This is a genomic window from Desulfobacula phenolica (genome assembly GCF_900105645.1).
GTDB classification, from domain to species: domain Bacteria; phylum Desulfobacterota; class Desulfobacteria; order Desulfobacterales; family Desulfobacteraceae; genus Desulfobacula; species Desulfobacula toluolica.
The window spans coordinates 255,907-273,033 of record NZ_FNLL01000006.1 but is presented as its reverse complement, the minus strand read 5'-3'; the positions used below and the strand labels follow the sequence as shown (position 1 = coordinate 273,033).

Here is a 17,127-nt window from a genome sequence, read left to right as displayed (position 1 = left end):
ATCAAATATTTTAAAAAAATAAAGGGTGTGAAATTGAACAATAACTATTTGAAATTTAAACTTTTTATTATATTTTTTTTTCTGATATTCCCTGATTTTGTTTGTGCTTCTTTAAACGAAAAAAAAATAGTGGTGTCTCCGTTTAAAATTGAATCCCAGGAAAATCTTGAATTTCTTGAAAAAGGCGTGGTTCACATGCTTGAAACAAGGCTTAAAATTCAGGGGCATTCATCGGTTGTGTTCTCGTCTGACAACCTGGAAATTGAATCTGTAAAAGCAGACTATCTCCTTGAAGGAACCATACTTGTTTTTGGAGACAGCGTCAGTACCGATGCAAAACTTATCAATGCCGGTTCAGGAGAGATTGAGCTTGTGTTCAGTCAATTTGGAAATAAAAAAGGGGACGTGTTAAAACACATTGACCTGTTTGCGGAACAGATCAGAACAGATGTTCTCAATCTTGCACCAAGGCAAGGGAATACTGGCGTATCGGAAAAAACAGCACGATATGTACCCTATGCAGAGCCTCAAAAACCGGTCATCTGGCGAAGCCCTTCCTTTGATACGGAAATGAAAAGCATTGCAGTTGCTGACATTGATAATGATTCAAAAAATGAAACCATTGTGCTTTCAAGCAATATGCTCAGTGTTTTTCAACGGACAGGCAACAGTTTTAAAAAAATGTCGGAGCTTCGTCTTGCATCCGGTAATAAACGCCATTTGTTTGTGGACGTCGTTGACCTTGATGCCGATGGAACACAGGAAATATTTGTTACAGGCATTAATGATGATACTCTGGAGCCGGACTCCATTTTATACCGCTGGAATACATCCGGTTTGATAAAAGTTGCCGATCATATCAAATGGCTGTTCAGGGCCGTTGATACAAAAAGTTACGGAAGGATACTTCTTGGGCAAAAAACAAGAGGGGAGGGTGAAAGGCGGCTTAAAACCGGAATAACCCGGTTGAAAATGGATGAATCAGGCCAGTTGTCACCTGCAGAATTGTCCCTTCCTTTTGCGGATAATATTTTTGGGCTTGCATTTGGTGACTTTATGAACAATGGCAAGGAAACCATTGCCGTTCTGAATCTTAAAGGAACTCTTTCTCTTTATTCTTTTGACGGACGGGAACTTTTTACAAGTGCCGACACATATGGCGGAAGCGGTTCATATGTTGAATATAAAGGCATGAGATATAACCGGGATAGCGGATATCAGATGAGCAGGATATATCTGCAGCAAAGGCTGTTTGCATCAGATCTCGACCAGGATGGCAAAACCAGTCTGGTTACAGTTAAAAATCAGGATGCTGCAAAAGGTTTGCTTTCAAGGCTTCGCGTATACAACAAAGGCAATATTGAATCTCTTTTGTGGAATGAGATGGGAATGGCACCAAAGGGAAGAACGCAGACGGTTTCAGGATATATCTGTGATTATACAATTGCCGACATGGATAATAATGGTAAAAAAGAGGTTATATTTGCAATTGTCAGTTCAAAGGGAGCCCTTCAAAAGAAGACAAGCCGAATTGTGAGCCAGAGTTTTATTGTTAAAGGGATGATGCAACCTTTTTAATTGATAAAGATATGGAAAAACTTTAAAGACAGTTGAAAAACCCCGTGTTCCTTGTTTTGGGAACACGGGGTTTTTTTTTTGTAAAGCGCTGGTTTATGGTTGCAAAAAAATTACCAGAATTTCCACCAGGGGTCATCTGTTTTATCCTGATGTATGGGCATCATTTGTTCCGGGTGAATTCTTTTCAATTCTTCCGCACTGATGAGTTTTTCTTTTTCCATTTTTTCAAAGGTGGTTGTTGTCCTGTCAAATACTTTTTTATTGATTTTGGCTGAAATGATATTGATTTTTTGAATTACCTGATCAATTTTTGCGGTTTGATCATAAAAGGTCAAATAGGATCGGTTTTTAATATCATATAGCTTTACATCAAGGCTGAAAGCATTTGCAAATTCCGTGATACTGCCGGTCATCACATATTCGGCACTGGTGTCTTGTGCAATTTTTAAGATCTGTTCATTTGCCGTGGTAGCCGTTAAATTATCAAGGTTGCCGGAAAGTTTATGTCTGTCAATAACCCGTACATGATCCCTCCAGGAAATCCTTGAATACAGCATGTTCCAGGCACCGGCAGTAATATAAGAGATGTCGTTGTGTGAATTTGTTTCAAACGGGAAAATCACAATGGTTTTGATGTTTTGTGTGTTTGCCATGCCGGAATTGAACGGAATCAGGATAGATACGATAAGCCATAAAAGGTACTGTTTTATTGAAAAATTTAACGGGTTCACAATACGCTCCAAGTTATAGTTTGCTTTTTAATAATTGGGTGATGATTTTAGGATCTGCTTTGCCACGGGTCTTTTTCATGATTTGTCCCATGAAAAAACTGAAAAGCTTGGTTTTTCCATCCCTGTAGGCAGCGACCTCATCAGGGTTGCTATCAATAATATCCATCACCATGGTCTCAAGCTCAGATTGATCAGACACCTGTTCGAGTCCGTTTTCTTTTACAATGGTTTCAGGGTCTTTTGATGTTTTTATCATTTCCTCGAACACGGTTTTTGCAGCGGTTGCATTGATTTTTCCCTCTTCAATCAATCCCAGGAGTTTTGAAAATTCTTCAGCCGTGACCGGGGATTCAGTGATGGGGATTCCTTTTGCATTGAGCATACCCAGTAAGGTTGTCAAAATCCAGTTGGCCACCTGTTTTTTGTCTTTCAAAGGGGCAGCGGTTACTTCAAAAAAATCGGCAAGTTCAATGGATGAGGTCAAAACCGCAGCATCATAGTCGGCCAGTTTATAGGTCTTGATAAACCGGGATTGTTTTTCATCGGGGAGTTCGGGCATGTCTTCGGCAACTTTTCGTATCCACTGTTTGTCAACAATGAGGGGAACCAGGTCCGGGTCAGGGAAATACCGGTAGTCATGGGCCTCTTCTTTACCGCGCATGGCACTTGTCTTGTTCTTGGACAGATCCCACAGCCGTGTTTCCTGGATCACCTGATTGCCTTCTTCTAATACATAGGTCTGTCGCTGAATTTCATAGAGAATGGCTTTTTCAACATTTTTAAAGGAGTTGAGGTTTTTAAGTTCGGCTCTTATGCCGAATTCTTTTTGTCCTTTGGGTCTTAAGGAAATATTGGCGTCACACCTGAAGCTGCCTTCTTCCATGTTGCCGTCACATACATCAATATATTTTAAAATGGCATGCAGTTTTCTCAAGTAGGCACCTGCCTCTTTTGCCGATCTAATATCGGGTTCACTGACAATCTCAATCAGCGGCACCCCGGTCCTGTTCAAATCCACCATGCTTTTTGCCCTGGCAGGGTCATGGATCAGTTTTCCCGCATCCTCTTCCATATGAATCCGGGTAATGCCTATTTTTTTGTTGCCGGATGCGTCGGTTTCAATGTCAAGGTATCCATGTTCGGCAATTGGCAAAGCATATTGTGTTATCTGGTAGCCTTTTGGAAGATCCGGGTAAAAATAGTTTTTCCTGTCAAACCGGCTTTCCCGGTTTATTTTGCAATTTGTGGCAAGTGCCGCTTTGACGGCAAAAGAAACCGCCAGCTTGTTCAGAACAGGCAATACGCCGGGCATGCCCGTACAAACAGGACAGGTATTGGCATTGGGGGACTTTCCGAATTTTGTGGAGCAGCCACAGAAGATTTTGGTTTTTGTTTTTAGTTGTGCATGGACTTCAAGGCCGATGACAGGTTCAAACTGCATGGATAATTATTTCCCTTATAGAGTTATTTTTTATTTGATTATTTTATATAACAATAACCTCCTTTTATAACCTTGAAATTTTCATTAATCAATATAATTTTTATTGCATAAAAACGGCTAAAAAAGTATAACCGATTGTTTTTATTGCTATCATAAATTAAAAAGGACCGTGTTTAATGAAGTTTTTTCTTTGTGTTATCGGTATGGTCATGATTGTTGAGGGGCTGCCATACTTTGCATTTCCCGGTAAAATGAAAGAAATGGTTCAAGTTATCATAGGGCTTGATGAGATGAATCTTAGAAAGTTCGGTTTTGTTTTGATGCTGGCCGGGCTTTGCATTGTATATTTTGTTATGGGTGGTTTTGGACCAGATGGATTTGAATCAGATGGTATTAAACTGGGTGGGTTCTGATGTTTCAATTATCCGACTATGCCTATGATCTGCCACCTCAAAAAATTGCACAGACACCCTGTAAAAACAGAAGTAACTCCCGGTTGCTTCACTTGGACAGGAACTCCGGGATTGTTGCCCATCATCAGTTTGACGATATTCTCACATTGCTCAAAGATGATGATCTTCTGGTGATCAATAATACAAAGGTGGTTCCGGCACGGCTGTTTGGCCAGAAAGAGACGGGTGGTAAAATTGAAGTTTTGATTATTGATTATGCCGCTGGAATGAAGCATCTTGAAAAAACCGGTTTTTTTCAGTGCGATTGCCTGGTTAAGGCGTCAAAAAGTCCGAAAAAAGGGGCCAGGCTCTATTTGGCAGATACAGTTGAAGCAAGGGTTGAACAGGTAAAGGGAAATGTTTTTGAAATCAGATTTTTAAATGGAGATAAATTTTCAGACTTTCTGAAAAAATCGGGTAAAATTCCTCTGCCGCCTTATATAAAAAGGGAAGATCCTTCTTCAGGCCAAACTGATCCTGATGACTACCAGACGGTTTATGCATCCAACGAGGGTGCGGTTGCCGCTCCCACTGCAGGACTTCATTTTACAAATTCCCTGATGGCGGATTTAAAGAAAAAAGGTATTGAATTTGCCCCCATTACCCTTCATGTCGGGTATGGTACATTTGTGCCGGTAAGAGTACAAGATATCAGGGAGCATCAGATTCATTCAGAGTATTTTTCCTTGTCCAAAGATAGCTCAGATAAGATCAACAGGGCCAAGCATCAAAATCGCCGCATTGTTGCAGTAGGGACCACAAGTGTCAGAACTTTGGAGTTTCTTTCCGATGAAACCGGCTTTGTCACGGCACAAACCGGTCAGTGCGATCTTTTTATATATCCTGGTTACACTTTTAAATGCGTGGATGCCATGATTACCAATTTTCACCTTCCTGAATCCACTTTATTGATGCTGATATCCGCTTTCTACAGCAGGGAGCATATATTGGACGCATACCAGGAAGCCATAAACAAGGATTATCGATTTTTCAGTTATGGTGATGCCATGCTGATCGAATAACTGCCAAGGCAGAGTTGGCCATTTTTTACAATAATATGGTTTTTCTGATTTGCTCTTAATCCCCTGAAGGGCAGAAACCAAAACATGAAAGCTCATCATAAATAGCATTAAGTTTTTTTCATGCTATTTATGGTGATAAAAAAGAGAAACATGTTGAAATTCAAAATTTTAAAGCAATCCAGTAAAAGTAAAGGTTTAGGCAAAGGTAACGGTTCAGAGCATTGCAGGGCAAGGCTTGGTACGATCACAACCGATCATGGTGTTATTGACACCCCTATTTTCATGCCGGTGGGCACGCTGGGATCAGTGAAGGCCGTCAGTGTTGAAGAACTTGATCATTGCAAAGCCCAGATTATTCTGGGCAATACCTATCATCTTTATCTAAGGCCGGGGTGTGATGTGATTGAACATATGGACGGTCTTCATGAATTTATCCGGTGGAATAAACCCATGCTGACAGATTCCGGTGGGTTCCAGTTTTTCTCACTGGCAAAACTGGCCAAATTTTCCGATGAAGGGGTCGCATTTCAGTCCCATATTGACGGATCACGACATATGTTTTCTCCTGAAAAAGCAGTTGATATCCAAATGATCCTGGGATCGGATATCATGATGTCCCTTGATTGGTGCATTGGATATCCGGCCGATGAAAAACAGACCATGGAAGCCTTGAACAAGACAACCCTGTGGGCAAAGCGTGGGTTTGATTTCTGGCAGGAAAAAGGGGCTGTTAACAACCTGTTCGGCATCGTACAGGGCGGGATGTACAAGCATCTTCGCACTCTTTCTGCTGAACAATTGACGCAGATTGATTTTCCGGGCTTCGCCATTGGCGGATTAAGTGTTGGGGAGCCAAAAGAGTTCATGTATGAAATGGCAGATCATACCCTTCCGTTGCTGCCGGTTCACAAACCCAGGTATATCATGGGGGTTGGTACCCCTGAAGACCTGGTGGAACTTACGGGAATGGGGTGTGATATGTTCGACTGTGTAATGCCCTCAAGAAATGCCAGGAACGGCCAGCTCTTCACCTCTAAGGGGACCATCAATATTCCCAATGCAAAATTCAGGTTTGACAAAGGGCCCATTGATACGGATTGTAATTGTTATACCTGTCAAAATTATTCGCGAAGCTATTTGAGGCATTTGTATAAGTCAAGGGAGCTGCTGGCTTACAGGCTGAATACCATCCACAATATTTATTATTATCTTGATCTGATGGAGAAAATGCGGGATGCTATCAGACAAGACAGTTTTTTGGAGTTTAAACGTGAATTTTATTCCAAACGGCAGAACTAAATTGGATTTATGAACATTCCCAGTGGCCGATGTCTTTATCAAGCCCTTTTGATAAAAAATATAATAAAGCAAGGTGACACATCTGCTGAGCTTAAGTGTGAAATTTAAGCAAAGATGATATGAAAATAAGGAAAGTAAATTAATGCACGAGATGGGGATTGCTCAACAATTGGTAAAAATTGCCATAGACGCTATTCCTGAAGGTATTGAAAATCCAAGGGTTGAAATTTTGAATCTTAAAATCGGGAAACTTGCCTCAGTGGTTGAACACAGCCTGACCTTCTGTTTTGAGATTATTTCAAAAGATACACCTCTGGAGACTGCCAAGCTTAACATTGATTTTATTCCGGTAACGCTCCGGTGTAAATCCTGTGATAATACATGGGAAGTGACGGGGCCGGTTTTTAAATGTCCTTTTTGTGAGGATGGCGATGTTCAGATGCTTACTGGAAGGGAAATAGAGATCACCTCCCTGGAGCTTGCAGATGAATAATGGATGGGGTCTGATAGGGATTAAGTTCTAAAGTTAAGTGAATGAACCTTATGGATCATAAAAAGCAGGTAAATATATGGAAATAAATATTCAAAAAAGAGTTCTTGAAGCAAATGACACACAAGCGGATATGAACAGAAAATTTTTCAAAGAGCAGAATGTATTTGTGCTGAACATGATGTCATCTCCGGGTTCCGGAAAGACGCAAATCCTTTGCGAAACTTTGACAAAACTGATGCCCTGGATCAGGGTGGGGGTGATTGTGGGCGATATCTGCACCACCAACGATGCAGACAGGCTTGAAGTCACAGGTGCCAAAGTCACCCAGATCAATACGGATCAGTTTGGCGGGGACTGCCACTTGGCTGCCCATCTGGTCCTTGCTTCGGCCAGGCAGCTGGGATGTGAGGATATCGATCTTCTTATTGTAGAAAATATCGGGAATCTTGTGTGTCCGGCTGAATTTGATATTGGTGAGGATGCAAGGGCTGTGGTGTTAAGCGTTACTGAAGGAGAAGATAAACCATTGAAATACCCCCTTATGTTTAGGGTGGCGGACATCGCGATTTTAAATAAAATTGACTTGCTTCCGTACCTTGATTTTGATGCCGGGCTGGTAAAAGATAATATGAAACAGGTGCATCCGGGCCTGCCTGTATTTGAGATTTCGGCCAAGACTGAAAAAGGCTTTGGACCATGGCTTGAGTGGCTTAGAATAAAGGTGTTTGAAAAAACAGGAAAAGGTCTTTGAAGTCTGTCTGCCAGAGTTTGACTCTGACAATTGAGTTGATAATTTTATAGAAAAGACAAAAAAAGACAAAAAATAAGGAGGAAAAAAATGGAAAAGAAAAAAATGGCCTTTGCCGGTTCCTGGTATCCTGCAACGGCTGAAGCATGTGATGCTTCCATACAAGGCTTTTTAAAAGAAAAACAAGGGCCTTGTGACGGCAGTTTTATGGGGGGGATTGTTCCCCATGCCGGCTGGTATTATTCAGGATCCATTGCCTGCAGGGTTGTTGCCTCTCTTAAGTCTGATGAAAAAATCGATACCATTATCCTGTTTGGCGCCCATATGCACAAGCAGTCCGAACCCTTTATCCTGACTCATGGTTCCGTTGAAACACCTTTCGGAGATATTGAGGTGGACAAAAAATTGGTGGATAAAATTTGCGCAGGTATCAGTGTCCGTCACAGAGCGCCCAATAAATTTCCGGATGACAATACCCTTGAGCTTCAATATCCGTTTATCAAGTATTTTTATCCGGATGCAAAAATAGTTGTATGCGGTGTTGCTCCCTCTTTTTTTGCAGCAGTTATTGGAAGTATGGCAGTGGAGGAGGCGAAAAGTCTGTCAAGAAATATCAGGATCATCGGGTCCACGGATATGACCCACTATGGCCCTGATTTCGGATTTATACCGGCCGGAACCGGTGAAAAAGCAGTTAAATGGGTGAGAAACGAAAATGATCGAAATGCCATTCGGGCAATGAAGGAAATGGACACGTCAAAGATTATTGCCCAGGGGCTGGATAATAAGAACATGTGCTGCGCCGGTGCTGCGGCAGCCACAGTCGCAGCCTGCAAAAAACTTGGCGCAGTCAAGGCTGTGGAACTTGACTACGCCACAAGTTTTGAGAAATCTGCTTCCTCAAGTTTCGTAGGATACGCAGGGATTCTTTATGAGTTGTCCTGAATAAGCCGTATAGCTGTTTCAATCCTTTGAACGGTTTTTTCTTTGCCAAGGGCCAGAAGCATTTCAAAAATGCCCGGGCTCACTGTTGTTCCGGTTATGGCAACCCTTAACGGCTGGGCAATTTTTCCGAATTTGAGGTCGGTTTCTTCCATGATCTGTTTGAAAACGTTTTCAAGTGCCTCCTGGGTATACGCTTCAAGGCCTTTGATATAATCGGCTGATTTTTGCAGCATATCCAGCACGTCAGGTTTTAGAAATTTTTTAGCCGCCTTTTCATCAAACTGAACCTCATCCCGGTAATAAAAAACAGCGCCCTGTGCCATTTCAACAAGGGTTTTACTCCTGGGTTGAAGGGTTTCAATAACCCCCTGGGTAAAGGCATCGTTTTGTGCATCAATCCCCAAGTCTTTGAGATGAAACAGGAGATGACCTGCCAGTTCAGCCGGGCTTTTACTTTGAATATGCTTGGCGTTCAGAGCCGTTAGTTTGTCCGTGTCAAACATTGATGCGGATCTGCCCAGGTGTTCCAGGTTAAACTTTTCAATTAGGTCATCTCTTTTGAAAAATTCCTGGTCACCATGAGACCATCCCAGCCGGACCAGGTAATTGATCATGGCATCGGGCAAAAATCCCATTTTTTTGTATTCTCCAACGGACATGGCACCATGCCGCTTGCTCAGGCGTGATTTGTCGGCTCCCAGAACCATGGGAACATGTCCGAAAACCGGCATTTCTGCGCCAAGGGCCTGATATATCAGCATCTGTTTCGGGGTGTTGATTAAATGGTCGTCCCCCCGGATAATGGTGTTGATCCCCATTGTCAGGTCATCAATCACCACGGCCAGGTTGTACATGGCAGATCCGTCACTTCTTCTGATAATGAAGTCGTCTATTTCCGAATTTTGAAAAGAGGTCGCACCTTTTACAACGTCCTGGACAATGGTTACGCCGGAATCAGGGGTTTTAAGACGAACAACGGTATTGTCTTTATTTTCGAGATTTCTGTTTCTGCACTTGCCGTTGTACATGGGTTTTTGCCCGTTGGCCTTTGCCTCTTCCCTCATGACATCGATCTCTTCAGGAGTACACGAACAATAGTATGCTGCCCCTGATTCGATCAATTTCTCTATGTATTCATTATAGATGTCATATCTTTGGGTTTGAAAATAGGGGCCTTCATCCCAGTCAATGCCGAGCCATTCCAGGGATTCGAGTATGGCATCCACGGATTCTTCTGTGGATCTTGCCGCATCAGTATCTTCGATTCTTAAAACAAATTTCCCCTTTTTTTTTCGTGCATACAGCCAGTTAAACAGAGCTGTCCTTGCCCCGCCAATGTGAAGGTATCCGGTTGGGGAGGGGGGAAATCGTGTGATGATTGTATCCATTGGTTCTCCATAAAATAAATATTGTGTAAAATCGAGACTTTAAGTACCATAAGACGTATTTTCATTCAAGTGTGAGCAAGAAAAAAACATCCCCCCCCCCTTTGACAGATATTTTTGGCATCACATAAAACAGGGTTTAAAAAAACTTATACTGGATGCCAAACGCAAGGAATGTAATCTCTTTTTCATAAGTTATGGGTTGATCAAAACGATTTATAAAGGATGCGTCTTTATAAAAAACATGACCTAAACTGAAAATCAGGTTTAAGTTTTCGTTCATCTGATATCCCAGGCTGCTGCCAAGGGTATGGGCATCAAGTTCAGGTAGTTCCGGGGTCATATCTTTGGCATCAACACCCGTGTTTGTATAAAGGTATCCAAGGGTGACTTTTAAAGTGTCTGTGCAGGCATATTCAAAACCGATACCAATATCATACCCATTATCCACAGCGCTCTCATCTCTTGAGGTTCCGGCAATATCTTTGAAGCCAGCGTTGTTGTTTAGATATAAGGTCAGGTTGCTTTCAGCTCTTATCTTCGGACTAATCTTATATGATACGCCTGCTGCCAATACAGCCGGAAGATTCCTGCTTCTTTTCTGGCCATCTACAACGCCAAAGCTGGAAAGAAGTGGGCCGCCCGGAGTCATGAAATCTCTTTTTACGTCAGCTTCATAATCCAGATCAACTTTTGTGTCATAGTGAAGGCCAAAATTCAGGGTGTCAAAAGGAGAAAAGTTGATCCCGATGATGCCGCCAAAGCCATCCGCCTCTTCCTCAAACGATAAATCAATGGGAAAAGGTCCGGGAAGGGTTACGAGGCCTTTCATTTTTCGGTCGCTTTTTACATATCGTACTCCAAGGGAGACAGACCACATATCATTGAATGAGTATGCCCCGCCTATAGTATAGCCAAGCCCTATAGCCTCGGCCTTTAGATTCTCATCTATGTAAGGAGATAGGCCACCGCTTAAGACCATTCTGACAAAATTGGTGGTTGCATTTCCGTTTTCAAAATCAACTTTCCCGCCGCCTACAACATTGGAGACCCCAAAAAAAACCGCCCATTTGCTTTTTTTATATATCGTAAAAATGCCTGGGACAATTGAGTACTTATCCTGATCAAAATCCTGCCCATTGATTTTATTGTTGTAGTCTTTCGCAATATAATGGGCGGAGACGTTTCCATAAAATCCGTTTTCCATTTTCATGACTCCGGCAGGATTATACATGACAATATCTGCGCTATCCGTTGCCGCATTTCGGTTCAGAATGCCTATATATTCAGCGCTCCAATTGGTTTTGTTGTCCGCACCTCCTGCCCACAATACTGAAGATTCCATTAAAAAGACCATCCAAATAACAATCATCATGCCTGGTTTTTTCATTGTTTCCTCCTAAATGTGATTTGTTTTAATATGCTCAAGTAAAAATTGTATTACCTATAAGCCTCAGTAATTTATTTAAAATAATATTAATGTTGCGACTTGGATAACGATAGTTGTCTTTTGAAATTGAGATTATTAGACCTTTACATACTCGACTATGGTATGTCAATAGTAGAAGTGTCGTTTTTTAGTATGATTGCCTCTAAGGCTTTGATGGAAGGTGTTTGGGAAGATCATTTCGCTTCTTTGTATTTTTATTTTTTACTTAATTTTTGTTTTCTCAGTTTAATTTAACAGACGATTATTTCGTGGAATAGAATTTTTCTGAAAAGAATGTTAAATTTAAATTAAGTGAAAATTTTTATAAAGTGCCAAAAGTGATTGCGTTAAGCTCTTTTTAACTTCTTGACACTTTTCATAAATTGATGTAAAAATGTGTGTTTTATTATGTTGACTTATAGTAAAATAAATTCAAATAATTAATATAGTTAGGAGAAATCAATGGCAGTACCAAAGCAAAAGAGTTCCAAGGCAAGAGGCAGAAAAAGACGCACACATTACAAGGTAAGCGCTCCCACAGTGAGCGTATGTCCGGAATGCCAGGAACCCAAACTTCCCCATGCAGCCTGCCCGGAATGTGGTGCGTATAAAGGCAGAAATATAAATGCTCAGGCTGACGACAACGAATAGGGCAAGGACGAAGGATAGATCAAGGAGGCAGTCTAAACTATGACCGTTGAAACAAAAGTTAAAAAAGTGATCGCAGAAAAGATACCTGATATTGATATTGAGGATGTTGTCCCGGAAGCCTCTTTGATCGAAGATTTAGGCGCTGATTCCCTGACAATCGTTGAGCTTGTCATGTCAATGGAAGAAATTTTTGAAATTGAAATTGATGATGATGACGCTGAAAAACTGCTCACGGTTCAGGATGCCATTGATTTTATCAAAGCAAAATCTTAAATAAGGGTAAATAAAATGGATAAAGACAAATCCATTATCATTGGAAGTGACCATGCAGCCTATGAATTGAAAGAAAAAATCAAGGCGTATCTTATTGATAAGGGTTATTTGGTTGCAGATGCAGGGACTCAAAGTGAAGCATCAGTAAATTATGTGACCTATGGGAAAAAGGTTGCCAAAGCGGTCTCAAACGGTCAATATTTAAAAGGGATTTTGCTTTGCGGCACCGGGCTTGGCATGTCCATGGTTGCTAACCGGTTTGCAAATGTAAGAGCGGCTCTTTGTTCTGATATTTTTTCAGCAAAGATGAGCCGGGTTCATAATGATTCCAATATCCTGGTTCTCGGTGGCCGTATCGTGGGAGATGTTCTGGCATTTGAACTTGTTCAAACCTGGCTGGATACCGGCTTTGAAGGTGGACGCCATCTTGAACGGATTCAAGCAATTGACAATTAGCAATACCGGAAGGGGCAGGTAAAATGGGGTATATCAAGCAGACGGATTTTGAAATTGCAAAGATTATTGAACTGGAAGCAGATCGCCAGGAATATGAATTAAATCTGATTGCTTCTGAAAATACGGTTAGTCCTTCAGTAATGGAAGCACAGGGGTCTATACTGACCAATAAGTATGCAGAAGGATATCCTTCCAGGCGATATTATGGCGGGTGTGAATTTGTGGATCAGGCAGAGGATCTGGCCATTGAACGGGCTAAAAAGCTGTTCAATGTTGAATATGCCAATGTTCAGCCCCATTCAGGCTCCCAGGCCAATATGGCTGTTTATTTTGCCTTGCTGAACCCGGGGGACCGGATTCTTGCCATGGATCTTTCCCATGGTGGTCACCTGACCCATGGGGCTGCTGTCAGTTTCTCAGGCAGGTTGTATGATTTTGCCCATTACGGATTGTCGCCGAAAACTCAGATGATTGATCTGAATCAGGTTGAAGATCTTGCAAAAAAACATCAGCCCAAGTTGATTGTAGCGGGTGCCAGTGCGTACCCCAGGATTATAGACTTTAAAGGGTTTTCCGATATTGCCAAGTCAGTGGGAGCTCTTTTTATGGTGGATATGGCTCACATTGCAGGGCTTGTGGCAGCCGGTGTTCATCCAAGCCCGGTGGGATTTGCAGATGTGATTACCTCAACCACCCACAAAACCCTGAGAGGGCCTCGAGGCGGTTTGATTCTGTCTTCGGAAAAATTTGCCAAGGCCATCGGCAGCCAGATATTCCCGGGGATTCAGGGCGGACCTTTGATGCATGTGATTGCAGCCAAAGCAGTTGCCTTTAAAGAAGCTTTGGAAGACTCTTTTGCGGATTATCAAAAACAGGTAATCAAAAATACGGCTGCCCTGGCAAGTGTTATACTGAAAAGAGGATATAAACTTGTTTCCGGCGGAACAGATAATCATATGGTACTGGTTGACTTCAGTCAGCGGGATATTTCCGGTAAGGATGCCGAAGAACGGCTTGGCAGGGCCGGTATCACTGTGAATAAAAATACGGTTCCCAACGAAAAACGCGGCCCCTTTGTCACCAGTGGTATTCGGATCGGGCTTCCTCTTGTTACATCCAGGGGCATGGATGAGGCGGCCGGCAAAAAAATAGCCACCTTTATCTGTGATGTTCTGGATGATGAAAAAAATATTGAAGCCGTGGCAAGAAACGTAAGGGCGCTTTGCACTGAATATCCCTTATATATCGGTAAACCGACCCATGACTGAGTCTTTGCCTGACAGACCCTCATGGCATGAATACTTTATGGGGATTTGTGATCTTGTTTCCGGTCGTTCCACCTGCATAAGAAGAAAAGTAGGAGCAGTCCTGGTGAAGGAAAAACGAATTCTTTGCTCAGGGTATAATGGTGCGCCGGCTTGTGTTCCCCATTGCAGTGAGACCGGATGTCTGCGGGAACAATTAAAAGTGCCGTCCGGGGAAAAGCATGAGTTGTGCCGCGGGGTTCATGCCGAGCAGAATGCTATTATCCAGGCAGCCTATCACGGTGTGCAGGTGAAGGGGGCTGTCCTTTATTGTACCAATCAACCCTGTTCCATTTGTGCAAAAATGATTATCAATGCAGGAATTAAAGCCGTGTATTATAAAGATGGATATGATGACCCATTGACTTTGGACATGTTTGACAAAGCCAAAGTGAAACTGGTCCGGCTTGATACTTAAACAACAAAAGAGGCCCACATGAAGTGCCCATTTTGCGGAAACCTGAATACAAGAGTTGTTGATTCGCGTCCGGGCAAAATTGATCTTGAAGTTCGCCGACGAAGGGAATGCCCGGAATGCAACCAGCGGTTTACCACCTATGAAAGGGTTGAGCAGATTCCCATCATGATTGTCAAAAAAGATAACCGCAGGGAGGAATTCAACCGGGAAAAGGTTCTTACGGGTATTAAAAAAGCCTGTGAAAAAAGAGCTATCAGTATCAACCAGATTGAAGACATCGTAGATGATATTGAACGTGATTTAAGGGAAATCAATGACCGGGAAATTTTATCTAAATTTGTTGGTGAAAAAGTGATTGAGGCCTTAAAGCAAATTGATGATGTTGCATATGTCCGGTTTGCTTCTGTTTACAGGGATTTTAAGGATGTGGCTGATTTTATACAAGAACTCAAGGGTATGATTTCAAAAGAATGTCTGCCTCTTGAATTTAACGCGATTTTGGATAAGGCTGATGACAGATAATGATTACATGAGCCTGGCAATATCTCTTGCAGGAAAAGGCAAAGGGTTCACCTCTCCAAATCCTTGTGTCGGTGCTGTTGTGGTTAAGGATGGACGAGTTGTCGGAAAAGGGTTTCACAGGGCGGCAGGCCTTGCACATGCCGAAGTGGAAGCCATTGATGATGCGGGTTCCATGGCAAAGGGTGCCACCATTTATGTGACCCTTGAACCGTGTAATCATTTTGGTAAAACTCCTCCCTGCACCCATAAAATTATCAATGCCGGAATAAAAAAAGTTGTTGTGGGCTGTAAAGATCCCAATCCCAATGTGTGTGGCGGTGGAATAGCCTACCTGCGAGACAATGGGATTGAAGTTGTCACAGGCGTTCTACAGAAAGAAGCCCAAGCCCTGATTGAAGAGTTTATCTGGTATGTTCAAAATGATAAAATCCCTTTTGTGATCTTGAAATGCGCATCTACCCTGGATGGAAGAATTGCAACCGCTACCGGGGATTCAAAATGGATTACCAATGAAAAGTCACGGGCTTTTGTTCATCAGATTCGTCATCAGGTGGATGCCATCCTGGTGGGTTCAGGAACCTTGCATGCCGATAACCCTTCGCTTACCTCAAGAATTGAAGGTGTTCAGACAAAAGATCCTGTCAGAATTATTCTGGATACACATTTAACCATTAAAGAAGATGCAAACGTTTTGACCCAGAAGTCCAATGCCAAAACCATAATTGTCACGGGTACTGGTGCATCAAAAGAAAAACGAGCCTTGATTGAAAGCAAAGGGGCCCAGATTCTTGAAGTTTCATTAAAACAAGAAAAACTTGATTTAAATGAACTGATGATTAAGTTAGGACAAATGTCGATTTTAAGCCTCCTGATTGAAGGCGGAAGTGTGGTGGCAGGGTCAGCACTAAAGGCAGGTATTGTAAACAAGGTGCTGTTTTTTCTGGCACCCAAATTTTTCGGCTCTGATGACGGCATCCCGGTGTTTCAGGGAAAAGGCCCGAAGTTGATAAAGGATGCTTTTGAACTGAAAAAATCGACGGTCACCCTGTTTGACACGGATATGCTGGTGCAAGGGTATTTAAACTAATATGGTACAGGTCAGGCGCAACTTAACTGAAGGCAAAAAAAGGTTTAGGAAACAAAGAAAGTGTTTACAGGAATCATTGAAAGTTTTGGAACCATAAAACGCATTGAGTCCAGCGGTGAGGGAAAAGTTCTTCATATCGGCTGTGATCTGGATCTGTCTGAAAGCAAAATCGGTGATTCCATTGCTGTAAACGGTGCCTGCCTTACGGCTGTCAGCCTTGAAAAGCATGCTTTTAAAGTGGATATGGCCCCTGAAACGGTTGAAAGGACAACTTTCAAGTCTTTGACAACAGGTTCGAGAGTTAATATCGAACGGGCGTTAAAATTGTCGGATCGGATTGACGGCCACCTGGTATCGGGTCATATTGACGGAACCGGAACCATTTCTTCGATTGTACGAAAGAGCAATGCCGTTATTATCAAAATTGATGTGCCTTTAACGCTTGGCTCAGACATGATTGAAAAAGGATCTGTTGCCATTGAAGGCATCAGCCTGACCATTAATCAGTGTTCTGATAAAGATTTTCAAGTCAGTATCATTCCTCATACCGCAGATATCACAACCATCGGGTTAAAAAGGGTCGGAGATGAGGTCAATATTGAAACCGATATGATCGGAAAGTATGTAAAAAAGATTTTAAGGGGAAGTGTTTCAAAAAATGATGCTTTGCCCAAGGGGGAAAAAGACATCAGCATGGAGCTTCTCGCAAGGAACGGATTTTTATAACTGCCACGGGCAGGCTCGGCATTTCATCCGGGTTTGCCCCGACAACAAAGGTTGAAAGTCAATACTGGTTTTTCCAGGACTTTTTATATAAACGCCCATGGCAGAGTAATCTGCCACAACACAAATTGAAACTCTTATTATTACAGCATGTTGGGCGGAGTTTCATA

The 17,127-nt window shown here is 42.3% G+C and carries 19 protein-coding genes; 15 read left to right on the top strand and 4 right to left on the bottom strand.

The window, feature by feature from the left end:
• Positions 1-33: 33 nt before the first annotated feature.
• Complete coding sequence (locus tag BLT94_RS12140) at positions 34-1,578, top strand: FG-GAP-like repeat-containing protein (protein WP_092234436.1); 1,545 nt, start codon at positions 34-36, stop codon at positions 1,576-1,578.
• Positions 1,579-1,688: 110 nt separating this feature from the next.
• On the opposite strand, the gene BLT94_RS12135 is transcribed toward BLT94_RS12140, so the two are convergent.
• Complete coding sequence (locus BLT94_RS12135) at positions 1,689-2,309, bottom strand: hypothetical protein (protein ID WP_092234433.1); 621 nt, start codon at positions 2,307-2,309, stop codon at positions 1,689-1,691.
• Between the two features lie 13 nt (positions 2,310-2,322).
• A complete protein-coding gene (gene gatB, locus BLT94_RS12130) occupies positions 2,323-3,750 on the bottom strand; it encodes an Asp-tRNA(Asn)/Glu-tRNA(Gln) amidotransferase subunit GatB (RefSeq protein ID WP_092234430.1) in 1,428 nt (475 codons plus the stop codon).
• Between the two features lie 176 nt (positions 3,751-3,926).
• Here gatB and BLT94_RS12125 point away from each other — a divergent pair, with 176 nt between their 5' ends.
• The 6 genes from BLT94_RS12125 to amrB all read left to right on the top strand — a co-directional run bounded on the left by BLT94_RS12125 (position 3,927) and on the right by amrB (position 8,709).
• Positions 3,927-4,163: a DUF2065 domain-containing protein gene (locus tag BLT94_RS12125; protein ID WP_092234427.1), complete on the top strand. Its 237-nt coding sequence runs from the start codon at positions 3,927-3,929 to the stop codon at positions 4,161-4,163.
• Positions 4,163-5,224, top strand: a complete 1,062-nt coding sequence (queA, locus tag BLT94_RS12120; RefSeq protein WP_092234423.1) for a tRNA preQ1(34) S-adenosylmethionine ribosyltransferase-isomerase QueA — start codon at positions 4,163-4,165, stop codon at positions 5,222-5,224. The genes BLT94_RS12125 and queA overlap by 1 nt, the downstream gene beginning before the upstream one ends.
• Before the next feature lie 150 nt (positions 5,225-5,374).
• Positions 5,375-6,523 (top strand): tRNA guanosine(34) transglycosylase Tgt, encoded by a 1,149-nt coding sequence (gene tgt, locus BLT94_RS12115; RefSeq protein ID WP_092234422.1) that lies wholly within the window; start codon positions 5,375-5,377, stop codon positions 6,521-6,523.
• A 142-nt stretch (positions 6,524-6,665) separates the two neighbouring features.
• Positions 6,666-7,016, top strand: a complete 351-nt coding sequence (hypA, locus tag BLT94_RS12110; protein WP_092234419.1) for a hydrogenase maturation nickel metallochaperone HypA — start codon at positions 6,666-6,668, stop codon at positions 7,014-7,016.
• Between the two features lie 76 nt (positions 7,017-7,092).
• Positions 7,093-7,767, top strand: a complete 675-nt coding sequence (gene hypB, locus BLT94_RS12105) for a hydrogenase nickel incorporation protein HypB (RefSeq protein ID WP_092234416.1) — start codon at positions 7,093-7,095, stop codon at positions 7,765-7,767.
• An 87-nt stretch (positions 7,768-7,854) separates the two neighbouring features.
• Complete coding sequence (amrB, locus tag BLT94_RS12100; RefSeq protein WP_092234413.1) at positions 7,855-8,709, top strand: AmmeMemoRadiSam system protein B; 855 nt, start codon at positions 7,855-7,857, stop codon at positions 8,707-8,709.
• Here the strand turns inward: amrB and gltX are convergent.
• Together gltX and BLT94_RS12090 are read right to left on the bottom strand one after the other, a co-directional pair.
• Positions 8,694-10,097, bottom strand: coding sequence for a glutamate--tRNA ligase (gene gltX, locus BLT94_RS12095; RefSeq protein ID WP_092234410.1), 1,404 nt, complete (start codon positions 10,095-10,097; stop codon positions 8,694-8,696). The genes amrB and gltX overlap by 16 nt on opposite strands.
• Before the next feature lie 136 nt (positions 10,098-10,233).
• Positions 10,234-11,484 carry an OmpP1/FadL family transporter gene (locus tag BLT94_RS12090; protein WP_092234409.1) on the bottom strand — a complete coding sequence of 417 codons (1,251 nt, stop codon included), beginning with the start codon at positions 11,482-11,484 and terminating at the stop codon, positions 10,234-10,236.
• A gap of 501 nt (positions 11,485-11,985) precedes the next feature.
• On the opposite strand from BLT94_RS12090, the gene rpmF reads away from it, so the two are divergent.
• From rpmF to BLT94_RS12050, 8 genes are read left to right on the top strand one after another with little or no spacing between them, the layout of a single operon-like run.
• Positions 11,986-12,174 carry a 50S ribosomal protein L32 gene (gene rpmF, locus BLT94_RS12085; RefSeq protein ID WP_014958722.1) on the top strand — a complete coding sequence of 63 codons (189 nt, stop codon included), beginning with the start codon at positions 11,986-11,988 and terminating at the stop codon, positions 12,172-12,174.
• Positions 12,175-12,213: 39 nt separating this feature from the next.
• The gene (gene acpP / locus BLT94_RS12080; RefSeq protein WP_014958721.1) at positions 12,214-12,447 is read left to right on the top strand and encodes an acyl carrier protein; all 234 of its coding nucleotides are present in this window, start codon (positions 12,214-12,216) and stop codon (positions 12,445-12,447) included.
• A 15-nt stretch (positions 12,448-12,462) separates the two neighbouring features.
• The gene (gene rpiB, locus BLT94_RS12075; RefSeq protein WP_092234406.1) at positions 12,463-12,903 is read left to right on the top strand and encodes a ribose 5-phosphate isomerase B; all 441 of its coding nucleotides are present in this window, start codon (positions 12,463-12,465) and stop codon (positions 12,901-12,903) included.
• Between the two features lie 23 nt (positions 12,904-12,926).
• Complete coding sequence (gene glyA, locus BLT94_RS12070; protein WP_092234403.1) at positions 12,927-14,171, top strand: serine hydroxymethyltransferase; 1,245 nt, start codon at positions 12,927-12,929, stop codon at positions 14,169-14,171.
• Positions 14,164-14,625 carry a deoxycytidylate deaminase gene (locus BLT94_RS12065; RefSeq protein ID WP_092234400.1) on the top strand — a complete coding sequence of 154 codons (462 nt, stop codon included), beginning with the start codon at positions 14,164-14,166 and terminating at the stop codon, positions 14,623-14,625. The genes glyA and BLT94_RS12065 overlap by 8 nt, the downstream gene beginning before the upstream one ends.
• An 18-nt stretch (positions 14,626-14,643) precedes the next feature.
• Positions 14,644-15,147, top strand: a complete 504-nt coding sequence (gene nrdR / locus BLT94_RS12060; RefSeq protein WP_092234397.1) for a transcriptional regulator NrdR — start codon at positions 14,644-14,646, stop codon at positions 15,145-15,147.
• On the top strand, positions 15,137-16,234 hold the full coding sequence (ribD, locus tag BLT94_RS12055; RefSeq protein WP_092234394.1) for a bifunctional diaminohydroxyphosphoribosylaminopyrimidine deaminase/5-amino-6-(5-phosphoribosylamino)uracil reductase RibD: 1,098 nt from the start codon (positions 15,137-15,139) through the stop codon (positions 16,232-16,234). The genes nrdR and ribD overlap by 11 nt, the downstream gene beginning before the upstream one ends.
• A 60-nt stretch (positions 16,235-16,294) precedes the next feature.
• Positions 16,295-16,960, top strand: coding sequence for a riboflavin synthase (locus BLT94_RS12050; RefSeq protein WP_092234388.1), 666 nt, complete (start codon positions 16,295-16,297; stop codon positions 16,958-16,960).
• Positions 16,961-17,127 lie beyond the last annotated feature (167 nt).

Coding starts and splice junctions, on each gene's coding strand:
- BLT94_RS12065 (WP_092234400.1), top strand. CDS start 14,164: ATGACTGAGTCTTTGCCTGACAGACCCTCATGGCATGAATACTTTATG.
- gatB (WP_092234430.1), bottom strand. CDS start 3,750: ATGCAGTTTGAACCTGTCATCGGCCTTGAAGTCCATGCACAACTAAAA.
- nrdR (WP_092234397.1), top strand. CDS start 14,644: ATGAAGTGCCCATTTTGCGGAAACCTGAATACAAGAGTTGTTGATTCG.
- rpmF (WP_014958722.1), top strand. CDS start 11,986: ATGGCAGTACCAAAGCAAAAGAGTTCCAAGGCAAGAGGCAGAAAAAGA.
- acpP (WP_014958721.1), top strand. CDS start 12,214: ATGACCGTTGAAACAAAAGTTAAAAAAGTGATCGCAGAAAAGATACCT.
- queA (WP_092234423.1), top strand. CDS start 4,163: ATGTTTCAATTATCCGACTATGCCTATGATCTGCCACCTCAAAAAATT.
- rpiB (WP_092234406.1), top strand. CDS start 12,463: ATGGATAAAGACAAATCCATTATCATTGGAAGTGACCATGCAGCCTAT.
- hypA (WP_092234419.1), top strand. CDS start 6,666: ATGCACGAGATGGGGATTGCTCAACAATTGGTAAAAATTGCCATAGAC.
- amrB (WP_092234413.1), top strand. CDS start 7,855: ATGGAAAAGAAAAAAATGGCCTTTGCCGGTTCCTGGTATCCTGCAACG.
- BLT94_RS12125 (WP_092234427.1), top strand. CDS start 3,927: ATGAAGTTTTTTCTTTGTGTTATCGGTATGGTCATGATTGTTGAGGGG.
- gltX (WP_092234410.1), bottom strand. CDS start 10,097: ATGGATACAATCATCACACGATTTCCCCCCTCCCCAACCGGATACCTT.
- BLT94_RS12090 (WP_092234409.1), bottom strand. CDS start 11,484: ATGAAAAAACCAGGCATGATGATTGTTATTTGGATGGTCTTTTTAATG.
- ribD (WP_092234394.1), top strand. CDS start 15,137: ATGACAGATAATGATTACATGAGCCTGGCAATATCTCTTGCAGGAAAA.
- hypB (WP_092234416.1), top strand. CDS start 7,093: ATGGAAATAAATATTCAAAAAAGAGTTCTTGAAGCAAATGACACACAA.
- glyA (WP_092234403.1), top strand. CDS start 12,927: ATGGGGTATATCAAGCAGACGGATTTTGAAATTGCAAAGATTATTGAA.
- tgt (WP_092234422.1), top strand. CDS start 5,375: ATGTTGAAATTCAAAATTTTAAAGCAATCCAGTAAAAGTAAAGGTTTA.